The sequence below is a fragment of the Propionispira raffinosivorans DSM 20765 genome (assembly GCF_000381065.1).
Classification (GTDB): Bacteria; Bacillota; Negativicutes; order Selenomonadales; family Selenomonadaceae; genus Propionispira; species Propionispira raffinosivorans.
This window is the reverse complement of record NZ_KB905847.1, coordinates 1-18,058: the sequence shown is the minus strand read 5'-3', so window position 1 is coordinate 18,058 and position 18,058 is coordinate 1. Positions and strand designations below refer to the sequence as shown.

At 35.7% G+C, this 18,058-nt stretch carries 26 protein-coding genes and 1 pseudogene; 2 read left to right on the top strand and 25 right to left on the bottom strand.

Features of this window, described 5'->3' with window-relative positions; genetic code table 11:
* Positions 1-216 precede the first annotated feature (216 nt).
* A complete protein-coding gene (locus F606_RS22285; protein WP_019553491.1) occupies positions 217-594 on the top strand; it encodes a helix-turn-helix domain-containing protein in 378 nt (125 codons plus the stop codon).
* A gap of 367 nt (positions 595-961) precedes the next feature.
* On the opposite strand, the gene F606_RS0108660 is transcribed toward F606_RS22285, so the two are convergent.
* From F606_RS0108660 to F606_RS20825, 14 genes are all read right to left on the bottom strand, one after another.
* Positions 962-1,498, bottom strand: coding sequence for a cysteine hydrolase family protein (locus F606_RS0108660; RefSeq protein ID WP_019553490.1), 537 nt, complete (start codon positions 1,496-1,498; stop codon positions 962-964).
* Between the two features lie 85 nt (positions 1,499-1,583).
* A complete protein-coding gene (locus F606_RS0108655) occupies positions 1,584-1,943 on the bottom strand; it encodes a winged helix-turn-helix transcriptional regulator (RefSeq protein WP_019553489.1) in 360 nt (119 codons plus the stop codon).
* A 277-nt stretch (positions 1,944-2,220) separates the two neighbouring features.
* Complete coding sequence (locus F606_RS20840) at positions 2,221-3,045, bottom strand: carcinine hydrolase/isopenicillin-N N-acyltransferase family protein (protein WP_154651132.1); 825 nt, start codon at positions 3,043-3,045, stop codon at positions 2,221-2,223.
* Between the two features lie 9 nt (positions 3,046-3,054).
* Positions 3,055-3,861: a hypothetical protein gene (locus tag F606_RS0108640; RefSeq protein ID WP_169558424.1), complete on the bottom strand. Its 807-nt coding sequence runs from the start codon at positions 3,859-3,861 to the stop codon at positions 3,055-3,057.
* Between the two features lie 261 nt (positions 3,862-4,122).
* The gene (locus F606_RS0108635) at positions 4,123-4,314 is read right to left on the bottom strand and encodes a hypothetical protein (protein ID WP_019553485.1); all 192 of its coding nucleotides are present in this window, start codon (positions 4,312-4,314) and stop codon (positions 4,123-4,125) included.
* Positions 4,315-4,474: 160 nt separating this feature from the next.
* Positions 4,475-4,831: a DUF805 domain-containing protein gene (locus tag F606_RS22280; protein ID WP_019553484.1), complete on the bottom strand. Its 357-nt coding sequence runs from the start codon at positions 4,829-4,831 to the stop codon at positions 4,475-4,477.
* Positions 4,832-4,861: 30 nt separating this feature from the next.
* A complete protein-coding gene (locus F606_RS23955) occupies positions 4,862-4,999 on the bottom strand; it encodes an OmpH/Skp family outer membrane protein (protein ID WP_407635975.1) in 138 nt (45 codons plus the stop codon).
* Positions 5,000-5,004: 5 nt separating this feature from the next.
* Complete coding sequence (locus tag F606_RS23450) at positions 5,005-5,154, bottom strand: hypothetical protein (protein WP_211210049.1); 150 nt, start codon at positions 5,152-5,154, stop codon at positions 5,005-5,007.
* An 895-nt stretch (positions 5,155-6,049) separates the two neighbouring features.
* Positions 6,050-6,511, bottom strand: coding sequence for an MFS transporter (locus F606_RS0108620; protein WP_154651130.1), 462 nt, complete (start codon positions 6,509-6,511; stop codon positions 6,050-6,052).
* Between the two features lie 37 nt (positions 6,512-6,548).
* Positions 6,549-7,226 carry a hypothetical protein gene (locus F606_RS0108615; protein WP_019553481.1) on the bottom strand — a complete coding sequence of 226 codons (678 nt, stop codon included), beginning with the start codon at positions 7,224-7,226 and terminating at the stop codon, positions 6,549-6,551.
* Between the two features lie 259 nt (positions 7,227-7,485).
* The gene (locus F606_RS0108610; RefSeq protein ID WP_083923987.1) at positions 7,486-8,622 is read right to left on the bottom strand and encodes a TlpA family protein disulfide reductase; all 1,137 of its coding nucleotides are present in this window, start codon (positions 8,620-8,622) and stop codon (positions 7,486-7,488) included.
* 124 nt (positions 8,623-8,746) lie between these two features.
* Positions 8,747-9,133: a DUF2691 family protein gene (locus tag F606_RS21960; protein ID WP_211210048.1), complete on the bottom strand. Its 387-nt coding sequence runs from the start codon at positions 9,131-9,133 to the stop codon at positions 8,747-8,749.
* 785 nt (positions 9,134-9,918) lie between these two features.
* Positions 9,919-10,158, bottom strand: coding sequence for a DUF7336 domain-containing protein (locus F606_RS0108600; RefSeq protein ID WP_019553479.1), 240 nt, complete (start codon positions 10,156-10,158; stop codon positions 9,919-9,921).
* A gap of 14 nt (positions 10,159-10,172) precedes the next feature.
* On the bottom strand, positions 10,173-10,370 hold the full coding sequence (locus tag F606_RS20825; RefSeq protein ID WP_019553478.1) for a hypothetical protein: 198 nt from the start codon (positions 10,368-10,370) through the stop codon (positions 10,173-10,175).
* Positions 10,371-10,439: 69 nt separating this feature from the next.
* Here F606_RS20825 and F606_RS24110 point away from each other — a divergent pair.
* Positions 10,440-10,604: pseudogene (locus F606_RS24110) on the top strand (IS256 family transposase); the annotation flags it as partial.
* Between the two features lie 104 nt (positions 10,605-10,708).
* Here F606_RS24110 and F606_RS0108590 read toward each other — a convergent pair.
* The 11 genes from F606_RS0108590 to F606_RS20810 all read right to left on the bottom strand — a co-directional run.
* Positions 10,709-11,131 carry a hypothetical protein gene (locus tag F606_RS0108590; RefSeq protein ID WP_154651129.1) on the bottom strand — a complete coding sequence of 141 codons (423 nt, stop codon included), beginning with the start codon at positions 11,129-11,131 and terminating at the stop codon, positions 10,709-10,711.
* A 16-nt stretch (positions 11,132-11,147) separates the two neighbouring features.
* Complete coding sequence (locus F606_RS23185; RefSeq protein WP_154651128.1) at positions 11,148-11,315, bottom strand: hypothetical protein; 168 nt, start codon at positions 11,313-11,315, stop codon at positions 11,148-11,150.
* Positions 11,316-11,377: 62 nt separating this feature from the next.
* Positions 11,378-11,527, bottom strand: a complete 150-nt coding sequence (locus F606_RS23180) for a hypothetical protein (protein ID WP_154651127.1) — start codon at positions 11,525-11,527, stop codon at positions 11,378-11,380.
* 156 nt (positions 11,528-11,683) lie between these two features.
* Positions 11,684-12,016 (bottom strand): hypothetical protein, encoded by a 333-nt coding sequence (locus tag F606_RS0108580; RefSeq protein WP_019553475.1) that lies wholly within the window; start codon positions 12,014-12,016, stop codon positions 11,684-11,686.
* 220 nt (positions 12,017-12,236) lie between these two features.
* Positions 12,237-12,377 (bottom strand): hypothetical protein, encoded by a 141-nt coding sequence (locus F606_RS23175; RefSeq protein ID WP_019553473.1) that lies wholly within the window; start codon positions 12,375-12,377, stop codon positions 12,237-12,239.
* Positions 12,365-13,222: a hemagglutinin repeat-containing protein gene (locus F606_RS22275; protein WP_019553472.1), complete on the bottom strand. Its 858-nt coding sequence runs from the start codon at positions 13,220-13,222 to the stop codon at positions 12,365-12,367. Before F606_RS22275 ends, F606_RS23175 begins: the two co-directional genes overlap by 13 nt.
* A gap of 54 nt (positions 13,223-13,276) precedes the next feature.
* Complete coding sequence (locus tag F606_RS23650; RefSeq protein ID WP_019553471.1) at positions 13,277-13,456, bottom strand: hypothetical protein; 180 nt, start codon at positions 13,454-13,456, stop codon at positions 13,277-13,279.
* Between the two features lie 38 nt (positions 13,457-13,494).
* On the bottom strand, positions 13,495-13,722 hold the full coding sequence (locus F606_RS23170) for a hypothetical protein (protein ID WP_211210047.1): 228 nt from the start codon (positions 13,720-13,722) through the stop codon (positions 13,495-13,497).
* A gap of 202 nt (positions 13,723-13,924) precedes the next feature.
* A complete protein-coding gene (locus F606_RS20815) occupies positions 13,925-15,160 on the bottom strand; it encodes a tetratricopeptide repeat protein (protein ID WP_019553469.1) in 1,236 nt (411 codons plus the stop codon).
* A 16-nt stretch (positions 15,161-15,176) separates the two neighbouring features.
* Complete coding sequence (locus tag F606_RS0108545; RefSeq protein ID WP_211210046.1) at positions 15,177-16,040, bottom strand: TolB-like translocation protein; 864 nt, start codon at positions 16,038-16,040, stop codon at positions 15,177-15,179.
* 110 nt (positions 16,041-16,150) lie between these two features.
* Positions 16,151-18,058 (bottom strand): hemagglutinin repeat-containing protein (locus tag F606_RS20810; protein ID WP_033368270.1); only part of this gene is annotated, 1,908 nt, incomplete at its 5' end.

Sequence of the window (18,058 nt, the reverse complement as noted above, 5' to 3'; positions counted from 1 at the left end):
TGCTTCCTCCTAATATTTGAATGAAGTAGTTTCTAAAAAAGTATTATGCAGTTTTTGGTAAGTCTTAAGTTCTCTTCACCCTCCGGCCGGTAGGGTTTTTATAAATTTATTAACGTAACTATTCAACTTACATCTTTATTATACATCTGTATTCTAAATATTTCAATAAAAATATCTTTAAATTAGATTTTTTAAACAAAAGGAGGCCTTCTATTAATGCCTGATATCATTGATAGTATTGGAAAAAGATTAAAATTATTGAGAAAAACCCATAACTTGACCCAAAAGGAATTTGCTACATCTATCAAGATTTCTCAAGGTAATTTAAGCGAAATGGAAAAAGATAAGATTTCTCCATCATATGATACGTTGATATTGATAACAAAAAAATATGATGTATCTGCAGATTGGATTTTAACAGGAGAAACTACTTTACACAAAAATGAATTATCAGAAAATCTTGATTTAAAAGAAATGTATGATGTCCTTCACAAAATAATGTCTGACCCAGATCCTGAAATTCGCATCTGGGCAAAAATTCAATTTCGTAAATCTTTTTCCGAATACATGCCAACAAAAGAGCAAAAAAAATAATGCCGCTTACCAATATCACAATTATAAATATATTGAAAAAAACATTACACTCCCAAAACAAGAGCGAGACCAACACTATTTTTTAATAACCGTTGATCTCGCTCTTGTTTTATCGATACGTAACAGAAAACGCCTAAAGCACAAGAGAGGTCCGTGGATTTTTCATCTCCACGGACCTCTCTTATATTACCCAACATTTTTTTCCATAACTATACACATCAATTAATACGTCGTTTTCATCACCTTCAGAAGCTACTTTTAATGATTTTGCATATAAAATTTTACTTGGATCAAGTTCTGTTTCATAAATACCATTTTATTTCTCCATCCCATTCAAATCTGTCCTTCTTATCCATTATTCATTTACTCACACATAAGCTAATACACTCTTTGTATCAATCACGTCTGCAAACATTCCATCCAGTGCCCCCATAAAAACCTTATGAACAATATCGGCTGTAATCACTTCATTATAAAATGTAATAGGTTTCGCTGCACATGCATCATGAATTAATGTAACTTTAATTCCATAATTCTGGCATGCCCTTACCGTTGTATCAATGCACATATTGGACATCATTCCTACAATCACAACATGACTTATCTTTCGTTGTTGTAAATTTTTTAATAAATTCGTTTCTAAAAAAGAATTTGGATATTTCTTTTCTATCACCAATTCATCCTGTAATGGTGCAACTTTTTCGTTAATACAATTAAGATAATCCTCTTGCTCACTTAAGTGAAAATGATGTTTGACATGAATTACTGTTTTTTCATTGTCCCGCCATACATCTAAAATTTTTTTTGCATTATTTACAGCAGCTTTGGCATCAGGTAAGTAAAACTTTCCTTCATGAAAATAAATATTCTGAATATCAATGATAAGTAATGCAGCATTTTCCATATCGATCGCTACCTCCTAGTAGATTTTTCTTTATTATAGCGATAGAATTCTTTCCTGTAAATTACCCACTTTTTTGTAAGTATACTCATATAAGACCTTTACACTTCAATATATCAGCCATTCCGTTTTCTTTCATATAATCAATTCCTATAGCCTGCATAATCAAAACCGCATCTAACATTTTCTTTCCCCGTTCAGGCGTTATTGAATATTCTACCCTCAACGGATAACCTTCATATTCTGTACGTTTTACAATGCCATACTCTGTTAATTCCTTCAATTGCTCAATTAACATTTTCTGATTAATACCCTGTATTTGACGTTCCAAATTAGCTAATGTTACGGCTCCATTTCTAAGCTGAAATATAAGAATTGGCTTCCATTTCCCCTTTACCATATCATGCACAATTTCTAACGGACATGTATACTCATTGCGTATTTTCATATTATCAATGCTCCATTTCAATCCCTATGTTTGGTTTATATAAAATACTCAAATCTAATAGAAGTATCCCATATAATTAAACTTTAAACAATGACCATAAAAGGTACATTGCGCAACAAAAAAACACCCCCAGTACGGCCATGCCGCTATATGAAAGTGTTTTTTTCGTAAAATATATAAATTTCAGCAATAAATCTTCCGTAATATCAATCAGGAACATATAGGCTCCCTCTTTCTGCACTTCACGTACAAAAGCGATAAAAATCCTATCATCCTGTCAAAATTTTACACCATAACCATTATTAAAAGGGCATGTCACCCAAGTATATGCATTGTTTCTGGGATTGCCGTTAATTTGATAGCCAAACTTTATTTCCGCATTATGTACAACCATAATAACGGATGCCATGGTATTAAACGCAGCTTCCCCCCGAGGACATATTGTACTTTCCCTACAAATTGAAAGCACTGATTGTCCATAATATTGATCTTGCAGTACATTCTCAACACCAGCCTGGCTAGGATTCTGCTGCAAAATGCTTTCCGCCCGCTGCAGTCTGAGATATGTGCTGTGATTTTCTGGAAAAGTAGTTCCACCGTGGATATACCGAAAATGATTGGTTGACGCAAAATAATTGGCAGTATCGGTATCAGCAAGCTTAACGTTAATTACTTCACCATTATAAGCTTCAATAAAATATCGCTCGCTGGCATCGCTAATCAATAAAATATCAGGATCTTTAAATTCATTCGTATAAAAATCAACCATTGCATCAGCAGCTTCTTTTGCTGTTTTGTAGTTTGAAACAATTTCCCGATACTTTGTAAAAATATCTTCTGATGCCGATTTAGGACTCGTATGATGCCCTCTGTGGTTATCCATTCCTGTCAAATATGAATCAGCAGCCACAAAAGATACACCGTAATTATTAAGCCCTGCCCATAATCCATTAGTATTTTCCCTACCAAATTTAACGTATTGAATATCGTCTTCACCTTGCAAAATTTCAGGTTTCAAAAAATTAGTCGGATCTGTCAAATCACATTGTTTAAAACTAATCATAGAGTTCCCGTCATATACTGCACCAATTGTACACATCATCTTGCCTCCTTATTTATAATAATTATTGGCAAACTCCGCCGCTTCACGCATAGTCGCACAGAACCATGCAGCCTCATACTGCGGTGTAGAAGAATACTTGGTTAAAATTTCATCATCCGTCATGTCGCAGATCTGCGTAAAATCATCAGCAATTGCCCGATCTACAAGAGTTTTAATCTCATTTTTCGGAAACTCCAGCTCATCTGTATTATGCAAGATAAATAACTGTTCGGGATGAATATTCATAGTTTTAAGACCATACACACAAAAAAGCGTTTGTACCCCTTGTGCTGTACAGCGATCCGTGTTACTTAATTCATAATAGCGGTTAGTCGGTTGCAGATAATCTGCTGATGCTGCATCTACACTAACGCCGTATGTGCCCCAGCCACAATTAGGATTTCCTTGCCCGACAGATATACTTAGGGTTGCAAAGTATGCACTATTGGCATTGATAATTGACTGAAGATTTTGCATTAAAATGATCACATTTTGCGTAGAAGTTTGCGTTGTACTGTCACTCACCGGATTAGCGCCCTGAGCATATAAATAAACTCCCTGTTTTAGGGTTTTGGTCATAAGCTGAAAAAAAGCATCAAAACGCTGCAGTCTGCTCAAATGAGCCATGCATACTGTCTTGTGACCGTTTTTCATACTTTCGCCGATAGCAATAACGATAATGCAAGATGTAGCACTATCTGAATATAAGTATGAATACGGCGTTTGCTTTTCAGCTTCCAAATCATAAATGCAGTAATTGTCTTGTCCTACATACTTAAACCCAGCAGGTAAACGTCCTGTGTAAAATTCCATCATAACACTCCTCTTTTTATAGTCGATTATCATACCCGTCTTACCGTAATAAAATAAAACAACTCCCTGTGTTATCTTTTACTATTTACACTGTTACATTTACACAAATAATCTAATATTCCTGCCAAATTTTTAATATATTCAAAATTTCAAAAAATATGGAATCTCGCCAGTAAACATATATGGATTTAACGATGTCACAAAATAAAAAAGCCTATCTTCTGCAAGGAAAATAGGCTTGATATCTTTCGATTTATCTAATACTTATGCATATTCTCTGCTCCCGTCAGGGTATTGTATATAAGGAGCCTTCTTTTCATGGTCATATTTTGATATGGGCAGCCCTTTAATTGTTTTGATTTCGTTTTCAATTCGAACTGCCTCCCTAAATCTTTTTGTAAGCTCATCATCTGATATACCACAAGTAGAGTCCAATTCATTTTGTTCATTCTTCATGATCCATGCCCCCGTTCTCGCTTATCTTCGTTATATAGTATTTTTAAATAATTGGACATACTTACTATTGCTCTACATTGTATGGGCCGTTTCAATCGTTTGTGCACATAATGGAAATTGTATTATTAATAGGAATTTATCACCTGTTAATTAGGTGTCACTAGTGTAACTCTAAAGGATCAGGTCCATAATAGTTATAACCTACAGTGCCTTTAGTAAAGAACAAATAAAAATTCAATATAATATTTATTATTGGGATAAATAAACCTATTACCAGCGCTCCATGACGTTCAATATCATGCAATCGCCTAATCGCTAAACAAATATGCGCTACCACACCAGCTAGTAAACTAATTGCTACAATTAGTCCAATCACACTTTGCGATAGTGAAAGTGCTTTTTCAAGAGAATAAAGTAACATCATTATTATTAGTGGAGAAACGGAAGCAAGCACCCAATATAAAATAAATTTCTTTCGGTTAAGTCTACCGTTAATTATAAAAATTTCTCGAAACATTGTAACCATTCCTTTCCGAATGTCATTAGATTATTTATCCGTTATTTTCTTTAACACATCATCCGTAATATCTTGACCGCCATATATGGTAACACTTTTATCCACGACAATGGCTAACCCTTTGGAATCAGCTACTTCTTTAACAGCAACATTTACTTTACTAAGAATAACATTTAATAGTTCCTGATGTTTTTGCTGGATTTCTTGCTGTAGTTGCTGAAATAAAGCTTTTTATCTTGGTCATTAATATCTGCTGATTTGGCATTGAAGTCATCTTGCGCTTGTTTGACGGCTGCTTTGTAATTTTCATTAGCTTGAACCATATTAGGATATTGATCAATTAATTTCTGGTAGTTTGCTACTCCGACTGGTGATGTAGCAACATATGCTTGTGCCTATACTGGTCGTCTGATCCAGCGTATCTAATGTTGTGGTGATCACCGTCGAAAAACCGCCCCCATGTTCTTGGTGTTTATGCGCTTCATCAACCGTTTGATTCATTGCGGCTAACATCGCTTACTTATTGCCGTCTTTCCCCGTAGTTCCATGGAAGATATTATCGATCTTTTTATCGAGCCCGAATAAAGATGAAGAAACGAGGTCAATAGATTTTCACATCCATTGACCTCACTTATCAAGCTAAAATAAAATCTATTTTTGATGATACTTCTTGGTATTATCTTTATTTGGAATCATGCCCATTGCTAAAATTATCATTAATGCAACAGGGTTAACGAAAGCTTTAAAAAAATCATTGAAAACCCAAAATAGCATTATAACTATCATAAAAAATCTAGAATATATCATACAACGGCATCGTTGTATGATACTACTAATTGCTAAAAGCTCATACAAAATTATCAATATTGCCACAAGATTTCTCATTAAGTCATAGACTAAAATATTATGGACTTCAAATAGTTTTGAAAATACAATAATCAAATATACGATTATATCTATAAGTAAACACATTATCCATCGACAAAAAAATCTTTTTCTTGTAATCTTCTCACCTACATCAATCCATGATATATGCAATTTCATTCCCAAATAAAGGATTACTATTACTGTACCATATACTACCAATTCGTTATTTATATAACTTATAGATAATTCTATCATATACATTCACGCCTTTCGCTGCGTTCAAGGCACAAAAAGTTATGAAAATTCGTTTCAAAACGCCGTGTGCTCATAAGAAAGATATTATCATAACCGCTAAACCGGCGCGCCTTCTTCACTTGGTTTTAAATCTTGGTTGTTGTTTATCTCAATTAGTTTCTTATGCAGCCTCAGCCCACGGTATATACCAAATATTGCAATTCCATGTAGTCCTAAACCTATGTAATCTTTGACCATAATAAAAAGAATAGCATCCAAAATATAGAAAATCATACCTGTTATAAAAGCCCACCTATATCCTTTATGTGCCATTTTACCGAAAAATACGAATATCCCCGATAAAATCAATGTCGCTATAAGCGACATACCATTATTTTGAAATATCACATTTGTAACCTGCGTTATTCCGAGTCCTATAGCAAAAATCCAACCTGTGTTGGTTTGATAAAATATTTCATTTAAAATGGACATTCCCGCAATCCAATAGAACCAACTGGCTCCATTTTTATACCCATTTTCTATTCGAATCCTTGTTGCTATTGCCTTTTCATCTTCCACATTCTTCCTCCTCATTAATAGAGTCTCCTTGTGCTCTTTATGATCTCAAATCATCTAATATTTCACCATCATCAGTAATCCAAACTCTGATAGGTTTCGTAAAATATACCCCGCATCCGATCGGATCATAAATTCCGCCTAAACGCTTCTTCTGTGCAAGGTTCTGTCGAAATTCCTGTTCGTTATCCGTAGTAATAATCCCTAATTCCACCGCTTTTTGAGTTACAATATCAAAGACAGCAGCCCGTGCCATACTTCCGGCAATACTTGCTTTGTGATCAATATCCTCCGTGCCCTCATAATATCCATACCCCTCAGCTTCAATCTCCCAATGTTCATCCGTATAGTTGAAATTTTTAATAACAGCAGGCTGTGATATTATCTTCTTTTCAATAAATGGATTAAAGGCATTACTGTCAATTTTTTTCTCGCGAAAGACCACGGTCATGTACTTTGATTTTTTCCCATTTATTTCTTGTTCCTCAATTTGTTCCGATACCTCTTCCAACGGAATCGATTTCGTTGATACCGAAAAAGTGTCGGCATGCAGTCCTAAATTTGCAGCATAAATCCGCGAATTATATACACGCGCTAAATCAAACTGCACCTGGTTTTCAGCAAACCCCCGAGCTGTCGCTTCCGAAATTGCTTGTTTCATAAAAATACGTTCCATAGGAACTGTCACTGCATACACTTGCTGCTTATTGAAAAACATATTATTAAACTCCTTTGTTTTCTCTCCAGTCGGATCAGGCAAAGAAAACGCGCTTACCATCGAAAACATTATGCCTTGAAGTGATATAACCAAAAACAAAACAAGTATGATTCGCTTATTTAAAAATTTCAATTTCAAAAACATTACCCCGTTCCAGTAAATTTTATTAGTTATACAAAATATCACAAACCAATCACATATGATACTATTCTTATCCACCAAAATGAGTCGGCTTTTATCAGCTAATCCATTTCATTTATTACCCATCTATGATCTCAGTCAGAAGCGTATTTAACTCTTCAACATTGGGAAATGTACTTGTCCTGTATCTCAAAACACCATCGCTATCAATTATTATAAAAGCAGGGAAAACTCGACTATATTGAAGCACGTCGCCTCCAACTAACGTTGGAAAACTGCTATAATATCGATCAAGTATACTCATCGTAAAACGGCGTTCGCCACTGCCGTTGATGGTATAAAAATTAGCTTTTTTTCCATTTTCTTCATAAAGACTCTGCATAACAGGCATCATTTGATTAAGAAATTTGTCATTTGTGAAACTCATCCAATAAAATATAACGGTTGGTTTTCCTTTATAATCTAACTTGACGGGAGCCCCTTCCAAGTCACGAAAAACATCTACAGGTACGTTTTCACCAAGATTGATCAGCCTTGGTACTTCCTTTTTAACTTCTTTCGGTGCCGAATATAATAATCTAGGGGTTTGATTCCCTTTACCCGAAATTAAATTTTCTATAAAACTATCCATAGAATTTGCATCGACCCAAAAGGTATTATTGTAGCGAACAATACCTTTCTTATCAATTATAACCATTGTTGGTACACCGATATTATACTTAGTTGAGAATTCTTTTTTCCGTTCAAAATAAACCGGTATGTCGAAGTCGTGCTTCATTAAAGATACTTTTACATATTCGGCCTCGTCCCTTACAACAAAGAGCAATTTTATATCCTTTCGCTTTGCATATAAATCTACTAGCTGTTGTATCTTATTACTATCACCATTTAGCCTATATAGCGAAATTAGGATTGCCGGAGAATTTTTAAATGAAATGTTCTTTAGATTACCATTCAAATCAAATAATGTTAAATCTGGTGCAGTATCCCCTGCATGTACACCAACAGTCTCCCCTGTAGTTGGAATTAGATCACCATCCTTTAGTTCTGCACAAACAGCATTATTACTACTACAAACGGTAAAAACGAAAACAATTACTAATAATAGATACTTAACTTTCACTAGACCATCCCTTTCTATATGTGAGTCAATAATTTTTTTACAAAAGCACAATAAGAGTCTTGTTTTTTCATCATTATTAAGAATACGCTTCTGTATATGTTCTAATCTGCCGCTCAAAAAATAAATTTCCATAAGTTTTCAAAAAAAATAGTTTAATATGCTCATTTTCCAAACTGCTTATTATACGTGGTTAAGTCTTGCGCCAAAGGAAAGTAGTTCATAAAATTATCAATAACAATATTGTTTCTGCTTATTGCTAAGACAAGTGAACTGTCCCAAGGTACAATTTCAATATCCGCAAAGGATTTTGTATATTTAATGTTGATCCCCAAAATCCAATAAAACCATCTGCGTACGGTAGTTTATACTTTAAAACTTCTTCTAGGGTAATGTTTTTCATAAAACCTGATAAAACACCCCATATCCATTGAAAGTCTTCCCGATCAATCATGTGAGTCAGTTCTTCTCCTGTGATCCAAGCATATTCTTGCGACAGAAGTTCCGTATATTTAGCATTTTGAGGATAACATATACAATCTGTTATTAACCAGTTATATTTCAGTTGTTCGTCTTTAATCGTAGCAAATACTTTACTCATGTGGGTATAATATTCTTCACCCCTTCTTAAAAGCGCACCTTTCAAATTCGTTCCTCCTTAAACTTAGGCTGACTGTAATGTTATGTAGTACAAAATGCTCATAAAAAAAACGGCTCTGGTTCATTTATAAAATCTTCAAAAATTCTATAAATAGTAACCAGAGTCATTTCATCAACCTTATTATTCATCAATTACATGTAAGATAATCCACTAAATATAAGGATATTAACTAAATCTTCCATGATTTATATTGTTAAATAACAGATCCATCTGTTACTACATCGTAAATTAACAACTTGCTTTATAATTCCATATCTCATTATTTTTATCGATGATTAAGTTGGTTTACTTAAGTCCTAATTTTTTAAATTTTAAAATATTGATCAAATCAAGTAGTTGTCTATATCTTGTTGGTTTGTGGGAACAACTACATAATACTAATTTTAAAGGGGTCGAATTCGACGGGTTTAAAAAAGAAGCTGGTTTAAATGCTTTTACTCTATCTCCACAAAAATGGATCAACTCTACCAATGCAATAGTTGTACTTGATACCAACTACACCTTCTTTATCTAATATAGAGAGCCGCGAAGCGTTTATCGCCTACTGCGATGGTGTATTCTAGAACCCCTATCCGCATAAAAGCCAGCCCTATTCAATAAGAGCTGGCTTTTAAATGAAGAATTCTATCTACTTAAAGAGTAAATCAATCTCTATTGTAAACCATCGTAGATGGTTTACAATAGCCGTCCGCAATCAATTTGTTAATTGACATTGGCAACTTTATACTGCCCCCCAGAATCAGCACCCCATTCTGCCACTGTAGCCTGAGTTACAATAATGCTTCATCTGTTTTAATAAAACCATCTGTCCAATGATCTTTATCTATTTCATATTTACTAATATAAAAGCAACTTATAGGATAATCTTTAAAACCTGAAAGCATTTTATAACGAGCTATTGTTTTTTCTGCACTTTCTCGGGACGAATAAACTCCTATCATTTTTATCTCATCAAATTGTCCATCTTCCCCAACTTCATAACTATGTTGAAGAATGTATACTGCTCCCATAGCAAACTCCCCCTTCACGTATTAAAACCGCTATCTCCCCATTTTCGAATTTTATTATATTCAGACCCTAGTCCTTTATCATAATTTTCCTCACCATATTTTTCGTCCATTAAACGTTTTGCAAAATCTTTGCCACTTTCTCCCTCATCCGGCTGATTCCCTTTTGCCCATGATGGAACATCCTGACTGTTTTGCCCAATAAATAAGATCATCTATGGTATCTCCGGTACTATATTACACCAGTACTCTAGGTATCTACTGCACCCGTACGAATCATTCCAACAAAGACAAAAAGTGCCTTTGTTTCGGATAATGCTTTGATGAAGTTGCTGTATTTAACAACCATAAACATCATTGATAAATGGAAAATGTCCATTCGAAATTGGGGAATGATACTTGATAAGCTAATGATTTATGTTGGTGATCACGTCAAAATTTCTTTGTAAAACTTAAATTAATTTCATCCTAATATTTGGGCTTTACACAAAAAAGTAGGCCCTCTCACAAGAAAGGTCAGCGGATTTTTTACGTCTGCTGACCTCTTTGTCTTTTATGTTGTTTTCTTTTCACTCATATCAAGACTGATTTGTGGTGCATAAGTTGATAGTACTTCTACAACATCATCACATGTGAGAAATACATAATGCTCAATATTATAATCAGAGTACATATTATAAGTTTCTTGATTAAACCATTCAATATAAGTCGAATTAATAACTTTAAAAAATGACCACTCAGCATAAAACTCTTTTCCATATTTTTCAGTTAAAAATTTTAACATTTTTAATCTTCGTCCTTCATCTGTGTTTCGATATGAAAACACAAAATTTTCGAAACAAATTTTAATCGTAATCTTCTCATCTTTACTTTGACAAAAAAGCTGCAATCCTTTTTTGTCATCGATTACCTTTTCTATATACATTTTTAAAGAAAGCTCTTTAGATGGAATCCACTTTTTCCATTCTTCTATCAATTCAATCATTCCCCCATTAATCATCGTATCGAACCTTCGTACGTGTACCGTTTTTATTCATAATTTCCAATGTTGGTCTACCATCTGAGCTATCAACTCTTACGTTTGCATTCCTACCATCTGCTAATTTTCCTGTCTTACCACTAGGTATATGCATAAACATTTCACTTCGTACTTTTTGCAATGATATCACATGCTATTGAATATCTCTTTCTCTTCCTTATTAAAATCTTCAAACGTATTCAATTAGATTTGATACAAATTTGAATACGTCTTATACCAATCAGGGCGTTGCGCTTTAATCAAAGACAGTGCTTCGGTCAATGTAATTCCTTTTAAGTTTGATAATTTTTCGTAATCAATTCGTTGATTGGTCAGCCATATCTTTCGCTTCAACAAGCTTCCTAAAATCATCAAGCGTACGCATAATTCAAAATAGTCTCTTTAATAACCAAAAATCAAACTTTAAATTGCCCTTTTCCCATTCTGAAAGTGTCATCTTAGTCAAGGAAATAACCCCTGACCCGTAAATTTCTTCTATACTACATTTTTTTAATCTTCCGTCGAATAAATCATTATAGAAGCCGTAATATTTATTTCATCTCCAGAGCTTAGTACAATTTCTACTTTTAATAAATCTCCTTCAATTGAATCAATATCTAATGAAATAATATTAATCCCCGGTCCCCATGGTTTCCTTCGATTAACTTCTACGTGTACCACATTTTCGAATTTCAACAATGCGTTGTATCTATATGGACCTATATCATCCATAATTATAGGCATTTCAACTGTTCCATTATAATAATCACAAATAATTTTCGCTACTTCTGCATCATGAAAATTTATTTCCTGTAATTTCGACTTTTCACTTACGATCAGCACTTATTCATCATCTCCCTTTTTTATTCTGGAACATTATCTCCCGGATAATAATGGGTATTGCCAGTGTCCGGGTCCGGCACTCTTCCATTACCGCCTTCGGGAAGCTTATGATAATGCTCTCCATTTGCGGGATCTTCATCCCATTCATATCCCGCACCTGTTTGAGGATCTTGCCATTTTATTATCTTACCATTTTTGGTGCCAGGATACTCATTTTTAACTAATCCATCAGGATTAAAATCATATGGACTACCTGTTTAGCATACTCAGCAGATACATCCTCCCATGCCTTTATCGAACTTGAATTATTGATATCCCATTCAGGCATACTTATTTTTTTCTCTGCAATCATTGATTCCAACGTTGTTCCGCCCTGAGATTTTGCAATTTCAGCAGCCTTTTCTGCGCCACCAACTCCATTAGTTTTTCCAGACCAGAAATCTGACTGCCTTTGGCTTGCGTAGTGTCATTGGTACTGTTTTGTGTCTTGCTGGTACTGCCGAGGCTGACATTGAGGCTGATATCGCTGACTTTTTTACCGTCATTTGTTGTGGCTCCATTGACGGTATTATTGATCTTTTTATCAAGCCCAGATAAAGCCTGGACTGCCTGCACAGCATAGAGAGCCGCTAATCGTTTATCCCCTACTTCGCTGGCTCTGTCTACTTTATTGCTGATGCTTTGTATCGTATCGATGGCCGGACTGCTTACGTATACCGTTAATCCGCTTTTACTGTATTCATAGCTTTGTTTTTCGTGTGATGTTTCTAGACCATCTGTTATATTTACATTGGCTCCGATAATTTTCGTGTTTTGTCCGCTAATAACATCGGAAGCTTGTATCGTAACATCTTTTCCGGCTTTTATGTTTACATTACCCTGTACGGAGCCGACTGTACTTTTGGCTTGTGTCGTTTCGGTTCCATCCAGTGTATTTTTCTGCATTTCAGTTCCGATTGTGAAGCCAAAGCCGCTTCCCATCAGGCCTGATTTTTTTTCTTGCCGCATATTTTTTTCGGTTTTATTTTCTTGTGCGGCGGCAATGGTTATATTGTCTTTTGCTGCGAGGTTAACATCATTGGTTCCAACGACACTGCTTCCCAGTATCTCTATATTTTGCCCTGCTTGCAGGTTGACACGATCACCAGATATGCTTGTGCCTATACTGGTCGTCTGATCTAGTTTATCTAATGTCGTGGTGGTCACCGTCGAAAATCCACCACTATGGCCTTTGTGTTTATGGGCTTCATAACCTATCGCTTACTTTTTTACCGTCGTTTCCTGTTGTTCTCCTACTCGTATGTGTGTACCTTTTTCTAATTCAACATCACATACATATTTAGGAGTATTCGGCAGAGCAAATTTATCTTGAATCTGCTTCGGCGTCAAACCTTCTATATCTTTAGCATCGCCTGTTACGGTTGAACCTTGAATGATCACATTGCCATCGTTTTTATTCGTACCGGTTGCGATAATATCTAGATTTTTACCAGCACTAATCTGACTGCCTTTGGCTTGTCTAGTGTCATTGGTACTGTTTTGTATCTTGCTGCTGCTCTAAATCCTTGTTCTTTTCCTAAATCATATATTGTTCCTGCTGCATTTTTTATGCCATCTATTGTCTCGTCAAAGTTGGCAAACATATTCCATAATCCTTGTGCATCATTTTTTAAGCCCCGATAAAGCCTGGACTGCCTGCACATCATAGAGAGCCGATAATCGTTTATCGCCTACTTCGCTGTTGTGTTCTTAACCCATATCCGCATAAAAGCCAGCCCTATTCAATAAGAGCTGGCTTTTAAATGAAGAATTTCAAGTATATACTTAAGGGGTAAAATCAATCTCTATTTTAAACCATCATAGATGGTTTACATATAATTCAGGATAGTCTCTATTCTGCTTGTAAAATTATGGATTAATTTTCTGTAATAACCTCTTTGCATCCTCTAATCCTTGATCTGCTGCTTTCTGCAACCATTTAGATGATTCAACAGGATCTTTCTCAACCCCATTCCCTTCATAATAAGCAAAGCCTAAAAATAATTCACCAAAACGATTGCCTTGATCCGCTGATAGTCGGTAGAGCGTAATTGCTTTTGAATAATCTTTTATTAAACCGTGTCCCGTATAATCTGCATTTCCCAATAACGCTTGTGATGTTGGATCGCCTTTTTCAACTCCCTTACGAATCCATTTTAATCCTTCTTCTATATCTTGTTCTGCTCCACGGCCAAAATAATATGAAAATCCCAGCCAACTTATAGCATTTACCTCGCCTTGCTCTGCTGCTTTCTTTATCCATTCTATTGCTTCTGTGCTATTCTTTTCAATACCAAATCCCGATGAATAAGCTTTTCCGATCATATATTGACCTAAAGGCTCTCCTTGTTCAGCAGCCTTTTTCCACCATTTTATAGCCAATTCATCATTCTTCGGCACACCTTTTCCTTCATAGTAACTAAATCCTAACTGAGTTTGCATACGACTGTCACCACCGTCAGCCGCAAGTTGTTGCCACTTTGCAGATTCTATTAAATCAGTCCCAACACCTTTTCCTAAAGCATAAGAATTTGCTAAATAGACCTGAGTTCTAGCAACACCATTATTAGCTGCAAGTTTCCACCATCGTATGGCTTCCTGTAGATTTTCTTCGACCCCGTCACCAGTGGCATATAATTCTCCCAGCCTAGCTTGAGCTTCTCCTACGCCTTGGTCTGCAGCCTTTCGATACCAAAACGCTGCTTGTTCATGATTTTTTTCTACTCCTATTCCTTGTGAGTAGGCAGTTGCAATCATCAGTTGTCCTATTTTTGATTTTTTCTCTGCCGCCTTGGCATACCACTTAGCCGCTTCACCTTCATCTTTAATAACACCCATACCACTAGCGTAGGCAATCCCCAAATACAATTCAGCTCCCGGATTTTCTTGTGCAGCTGATAGTTTCCACCATTTTATTGCTTCCTTATTGTTCTGAGTTATGCCATTTCCATTTGCATAAGCCAATCCTAGCGTAAATTGAGCAGCTGAATTTCCTTTTTCTGCTTCTACTTGCATCTTTTCAAAATTATCTTGTGCTTGCGCAGTTATGTTATAGTTACACAATAAACTAATTACAAAAAACAATATTAGCATAATTTGTTTCACGTCTTCACCCCTATCTCTAATTACTTAGCCAAAATACATTTATTCCCCATGGCTTGATGCCATCATTCTGCAAAAATGTTAATTCATGTTCAACCTTTCCATCAATAGATATTACTTTCAACCGATGATCCCTTTCACCACCAAAAAACTGAATTCGTGCATATTCAACTACCGCCAAATGCTTTTTATCTGGACTAACAACGGGGGGGTAATCCCACCATTGATCATCGCTTCCCATGCTTGTAGTTTCTCCACTTTTTAAAATAAACACATTAATTTGATTTCCGCTTTTAAAAAGAATACTTTTACCCTTCTCATACCATGATGGAAAATGCGCCTTAGAAAGCAAAACTTTTTTCTCTCCTATATTAGATATCTGAATAATTTCAGAATGCCCATCTAGTTTACCGGATTGTTGAACAAGAATGATTGACTCATCCGGAGCTACTAATATACCAGATGAAAAATCAATACGATCATCAAATAACTTTTCTTTCATTCCATTTATTCGATTATATTTCCACAGGGAAGTTATCCGAGCCGTTTTATTATCATTGTCCTCAGATTGAAGATACCAAATCGTATTTAAGTCAGGAGATACAACAGGAAAATAAATTGATTTATTAGAATTCAGCATCTCACTAATATGACCATTCTCGACTCTAAGCAAGACATTATCTCCAGTTTCTTTATTCTTAGCAACACACATAAAATCTCCCCCAATGATAAAAGGATATGCATATTTTTCATACCTCTCATCACTAAAGTATGGTTTATCAGATATTTCTGTCAATGTGGATATCTGATAAATACCTGCTTTTTTATTTGTCGTTTTTTCATTATAATTAATTGGCAATAATAGAGTGCCCTCAATATCCATATATGCACCATGCTTCCAATTATAGTAATAGTACATACTACTTAAAACTATTAAAACACTAACAAAAACTGACAAATAGGCAATCCATTTACTAGTCAATAAAAACACCTCTACAACTTTTCTTTTACTAAGTCACCACCATGGCCCTGCACATCCTGATCTAAAATAGTTGCCGCATCATGCGGAGCAAGTACTAATTTTAATGTACCAAGTCGCGTATCTCCTTCAGGCAAAGCTCGTGTCAACATATCCGTAACAAAAGTTGTACAGTTTCTCTGCCACAAAACATATTTTTGATAAGACGCCCCTTGATTAAATCTATAAGCAGAATCCACGCCTACGTTATTTTCCTTATCGGTCCAATGCCATCCATTTGAATCCACCTCATCATTTATAGCTTGAACCAAATTAGCCGATTCTGAATTTGAAAGATTTAACGTGTAAACATTTACGGTTTCACCGCTTTCTTTTGCATTATTAATCTTTTGGTTTGCATCATCCGCAACAACCACAGCGCCTTCACCGATTGTACCTCCTGCCGACCTTAACGTATCTTGATCTTCAGGCACATATCTACCATAGTTAACCTCTTTATTATCAATAACAAGTGAGGTATGTCCAAATTCACCATGCAGTAAGTCCTGATCATACACAACTATTTTAACTTCTACAGGCTGTGATGACAAGGCGTTATATTGTGTTCCCATCCAAGCCGTAGATCCACCAGTTTGAGAATCTCCCACAAGTCCCCCTACTACATTTCCTACTGCCAAACTAATTGCACGTCGCAAAGACGGATCTATATCTTTTTTATTTTCAAATTCCCATTTCGCTATATATCCATTTACAATTTCATTTACGGAAGATCCTGCAGCTCCTGCCAATACATTACCACCAGCAAATTCCGAAACTATTGCTCCTATTGCACCATGTAGTAAAACTTTCTCTGTAGAACCTTCTGCCCAGTGATTATCCCTTGCTATTTTTCCTATCTGCTCATATGCCTCTTGTGCAAATAGGCTAGATAATTCTTGTTGTTCTTTTATTTTATTTTTATCAAATATCTTTGTTAAACCTTGATAATCACTACTAGGATTTCGATTTAATCTATCCAGATTAGTCTTATCTTTCTCAGTTTTGTTCTTGTCAGCACGAATCTCCAATGTCCCTTCCGCAATGCCTGATTGTGTGATACTACTTGCCTCTCCTTTACTAACAGGACTAACTTCCGGCCGCCATCCTTCTTGCCTTTTATGTTGGTCATCTTTAGTTCCTTTTTCATAAGCAATTCCTGTACTACTTGCACTATAATCCGCTTTATTCTTTATATCCGAATAACTCAGTGTATCCGTACTAATCTTATTCTTGTCTGGCGTTGCATCACTGGAGATAACCGCACCTTTCAGGTCGGTATTTTTCCCTACTTCGATGTTAAAGCCGCCTTGTCCTGCATGGATTTCTGCCTGCGTGGTTACGGATTCATAGTTCGAATCGATTTTTCCTTTGCTGGCATTGCCTTGCAGACCGATTCCTGCGGTTCCTATTTTGCCGCCGCTGTTGCTGCTTTTTTCATTGTAGTTGTCTATATCTTGTTGGCTGGCAAGGTTTAAATTATTGCCGGCATTTACTTCGACACGATCGCCGCTGGCTTTGGAGCCTAGGATATTTACATCATGTCCTGCTTCAATTTTGAGCGTATCTTTAGCCGTTACCACACTTGGTGTATGGGTCAAAATGGTTCCGTTTTCAAGTTCTTTGTTTTTGCTGGTTTCTGCATAGAAACCAACACCTTTGGCACTGATCTGGGCTCCGATTCCAGAGGATTTTCCATCGGTTTGTGTATGATTGCTTGTTTGGTTTTCGGCACTTTCGATGGTTATATCTTTTACGGCTTGTATATGGACTTTATCGCCTGTTACGGTTGAACCTTGAATGGTCACGTTACCATCGTTTTTGTTCGTACCGGTTGCGATAATATCTAGATTTTTACCAGCACTAATCTGACTGCCTTTGGCTTG

Excerpts from the sequence above, each read along its gene's own strand:
- F606_RS23170 (WP_211210047.1), bottom strand. The coding sequence starts at position 13,722 with ATGATGTGCAGGCAGTCCAGGCTTTATCGGGGCTTAAAAAATGATGCA.
- F606_RS22285 (WP_019553491.1), top strand. The coding sequence starts at position 217 with ATGCCTGATATCATTGATAGTATTGGAAAAAGATTAAAATTATTGAGA.
- F606_RS20825 (WP_019553478.1), bottom strand. The coding sequence starts at position 10,370 with ATGATCTTATTTATTGGGCAAAACAGTCAGGATGTTCCATCATGGGCA.
- F606_RS20840 (WP_154651132.1), bottom strand. The coding sequence starts at position 3,045 with ATGATGTGTACAATTGGTGCAGTATATGACGGGAACTCTATGATTAGT.
- F606_RS0108600 (WP_019553479.1), bottom strand. The coding sequence starts at position 10,158 with ATGGGAGCAGTATACATTCTTCAACATAGTTATGAAGTTGGGGAAGAT.
- F606_RS0108635 (WP_019553485.1), bottom strand. The coding sequence starts at position 4,314 with ATGAAGAATGAACAAAATGAATTGGACTCTACTTGTGGTATATCAGAT.
- F606_RS0108640 (WP_169558424.1), bottom strand. The coding sequence starts at position 3,861 with ATGATGGAATTTTACACAGGACGTTTACCTGCTGGGTTTAAGTATGTA.
- F606_RS0108610 (WP_083923987.1), bottom strand. The coding sequence starts at position 8,622 with ATGGAAATTTATTTTTTGAGCGGCAGATTAGAACATATACAGAAGCGT.
- F606_RS0108615 (WP_019553481.1), bottom strand. The coding sequence starts at position 7,226 with ATGTTTTTCAATAAGCAGCAAGTGTATGCAGTGACAGTTCCTATGGAA.
- F606_RS23450 (WP_211210049.1), bottom strand. The coding sequence starts at position 5,154 with ATGGTTCAAGCTAATGAAAATTACAAAGCAGCCGTCAAACAAGCGCAA.
- F606_RS22280 (WP_019553484.1), bottom strand. The coding sequence starts at position 4,831 with ATGTTTCGAGAAATTTTTATAATTAACGGTAGACTTAACCGAAAGAAA.
- F606_RS0108655 (WP_019553489.1), bottom strand. The coding sequence starts at position 1,943 with ATGAAAATACGCAATGAGTATACATGTCCGTTAGAAATTGTGCATGAT.
- F606_RS0108545 (WP_211210046.1), bottom strand. The coding sequence starts at position 16,040 with ATGGATATTGAGGGCACTCTATTATTGCCAATTAATTATAATGAAAAA.
- F606_RS0108660 (WP_019553490.1), bottom strand. The coding sequence starts at position 1,498 with ATGGAAAATGCTGCATTACTTATCATTGATATTCAGAATATTTATTTT.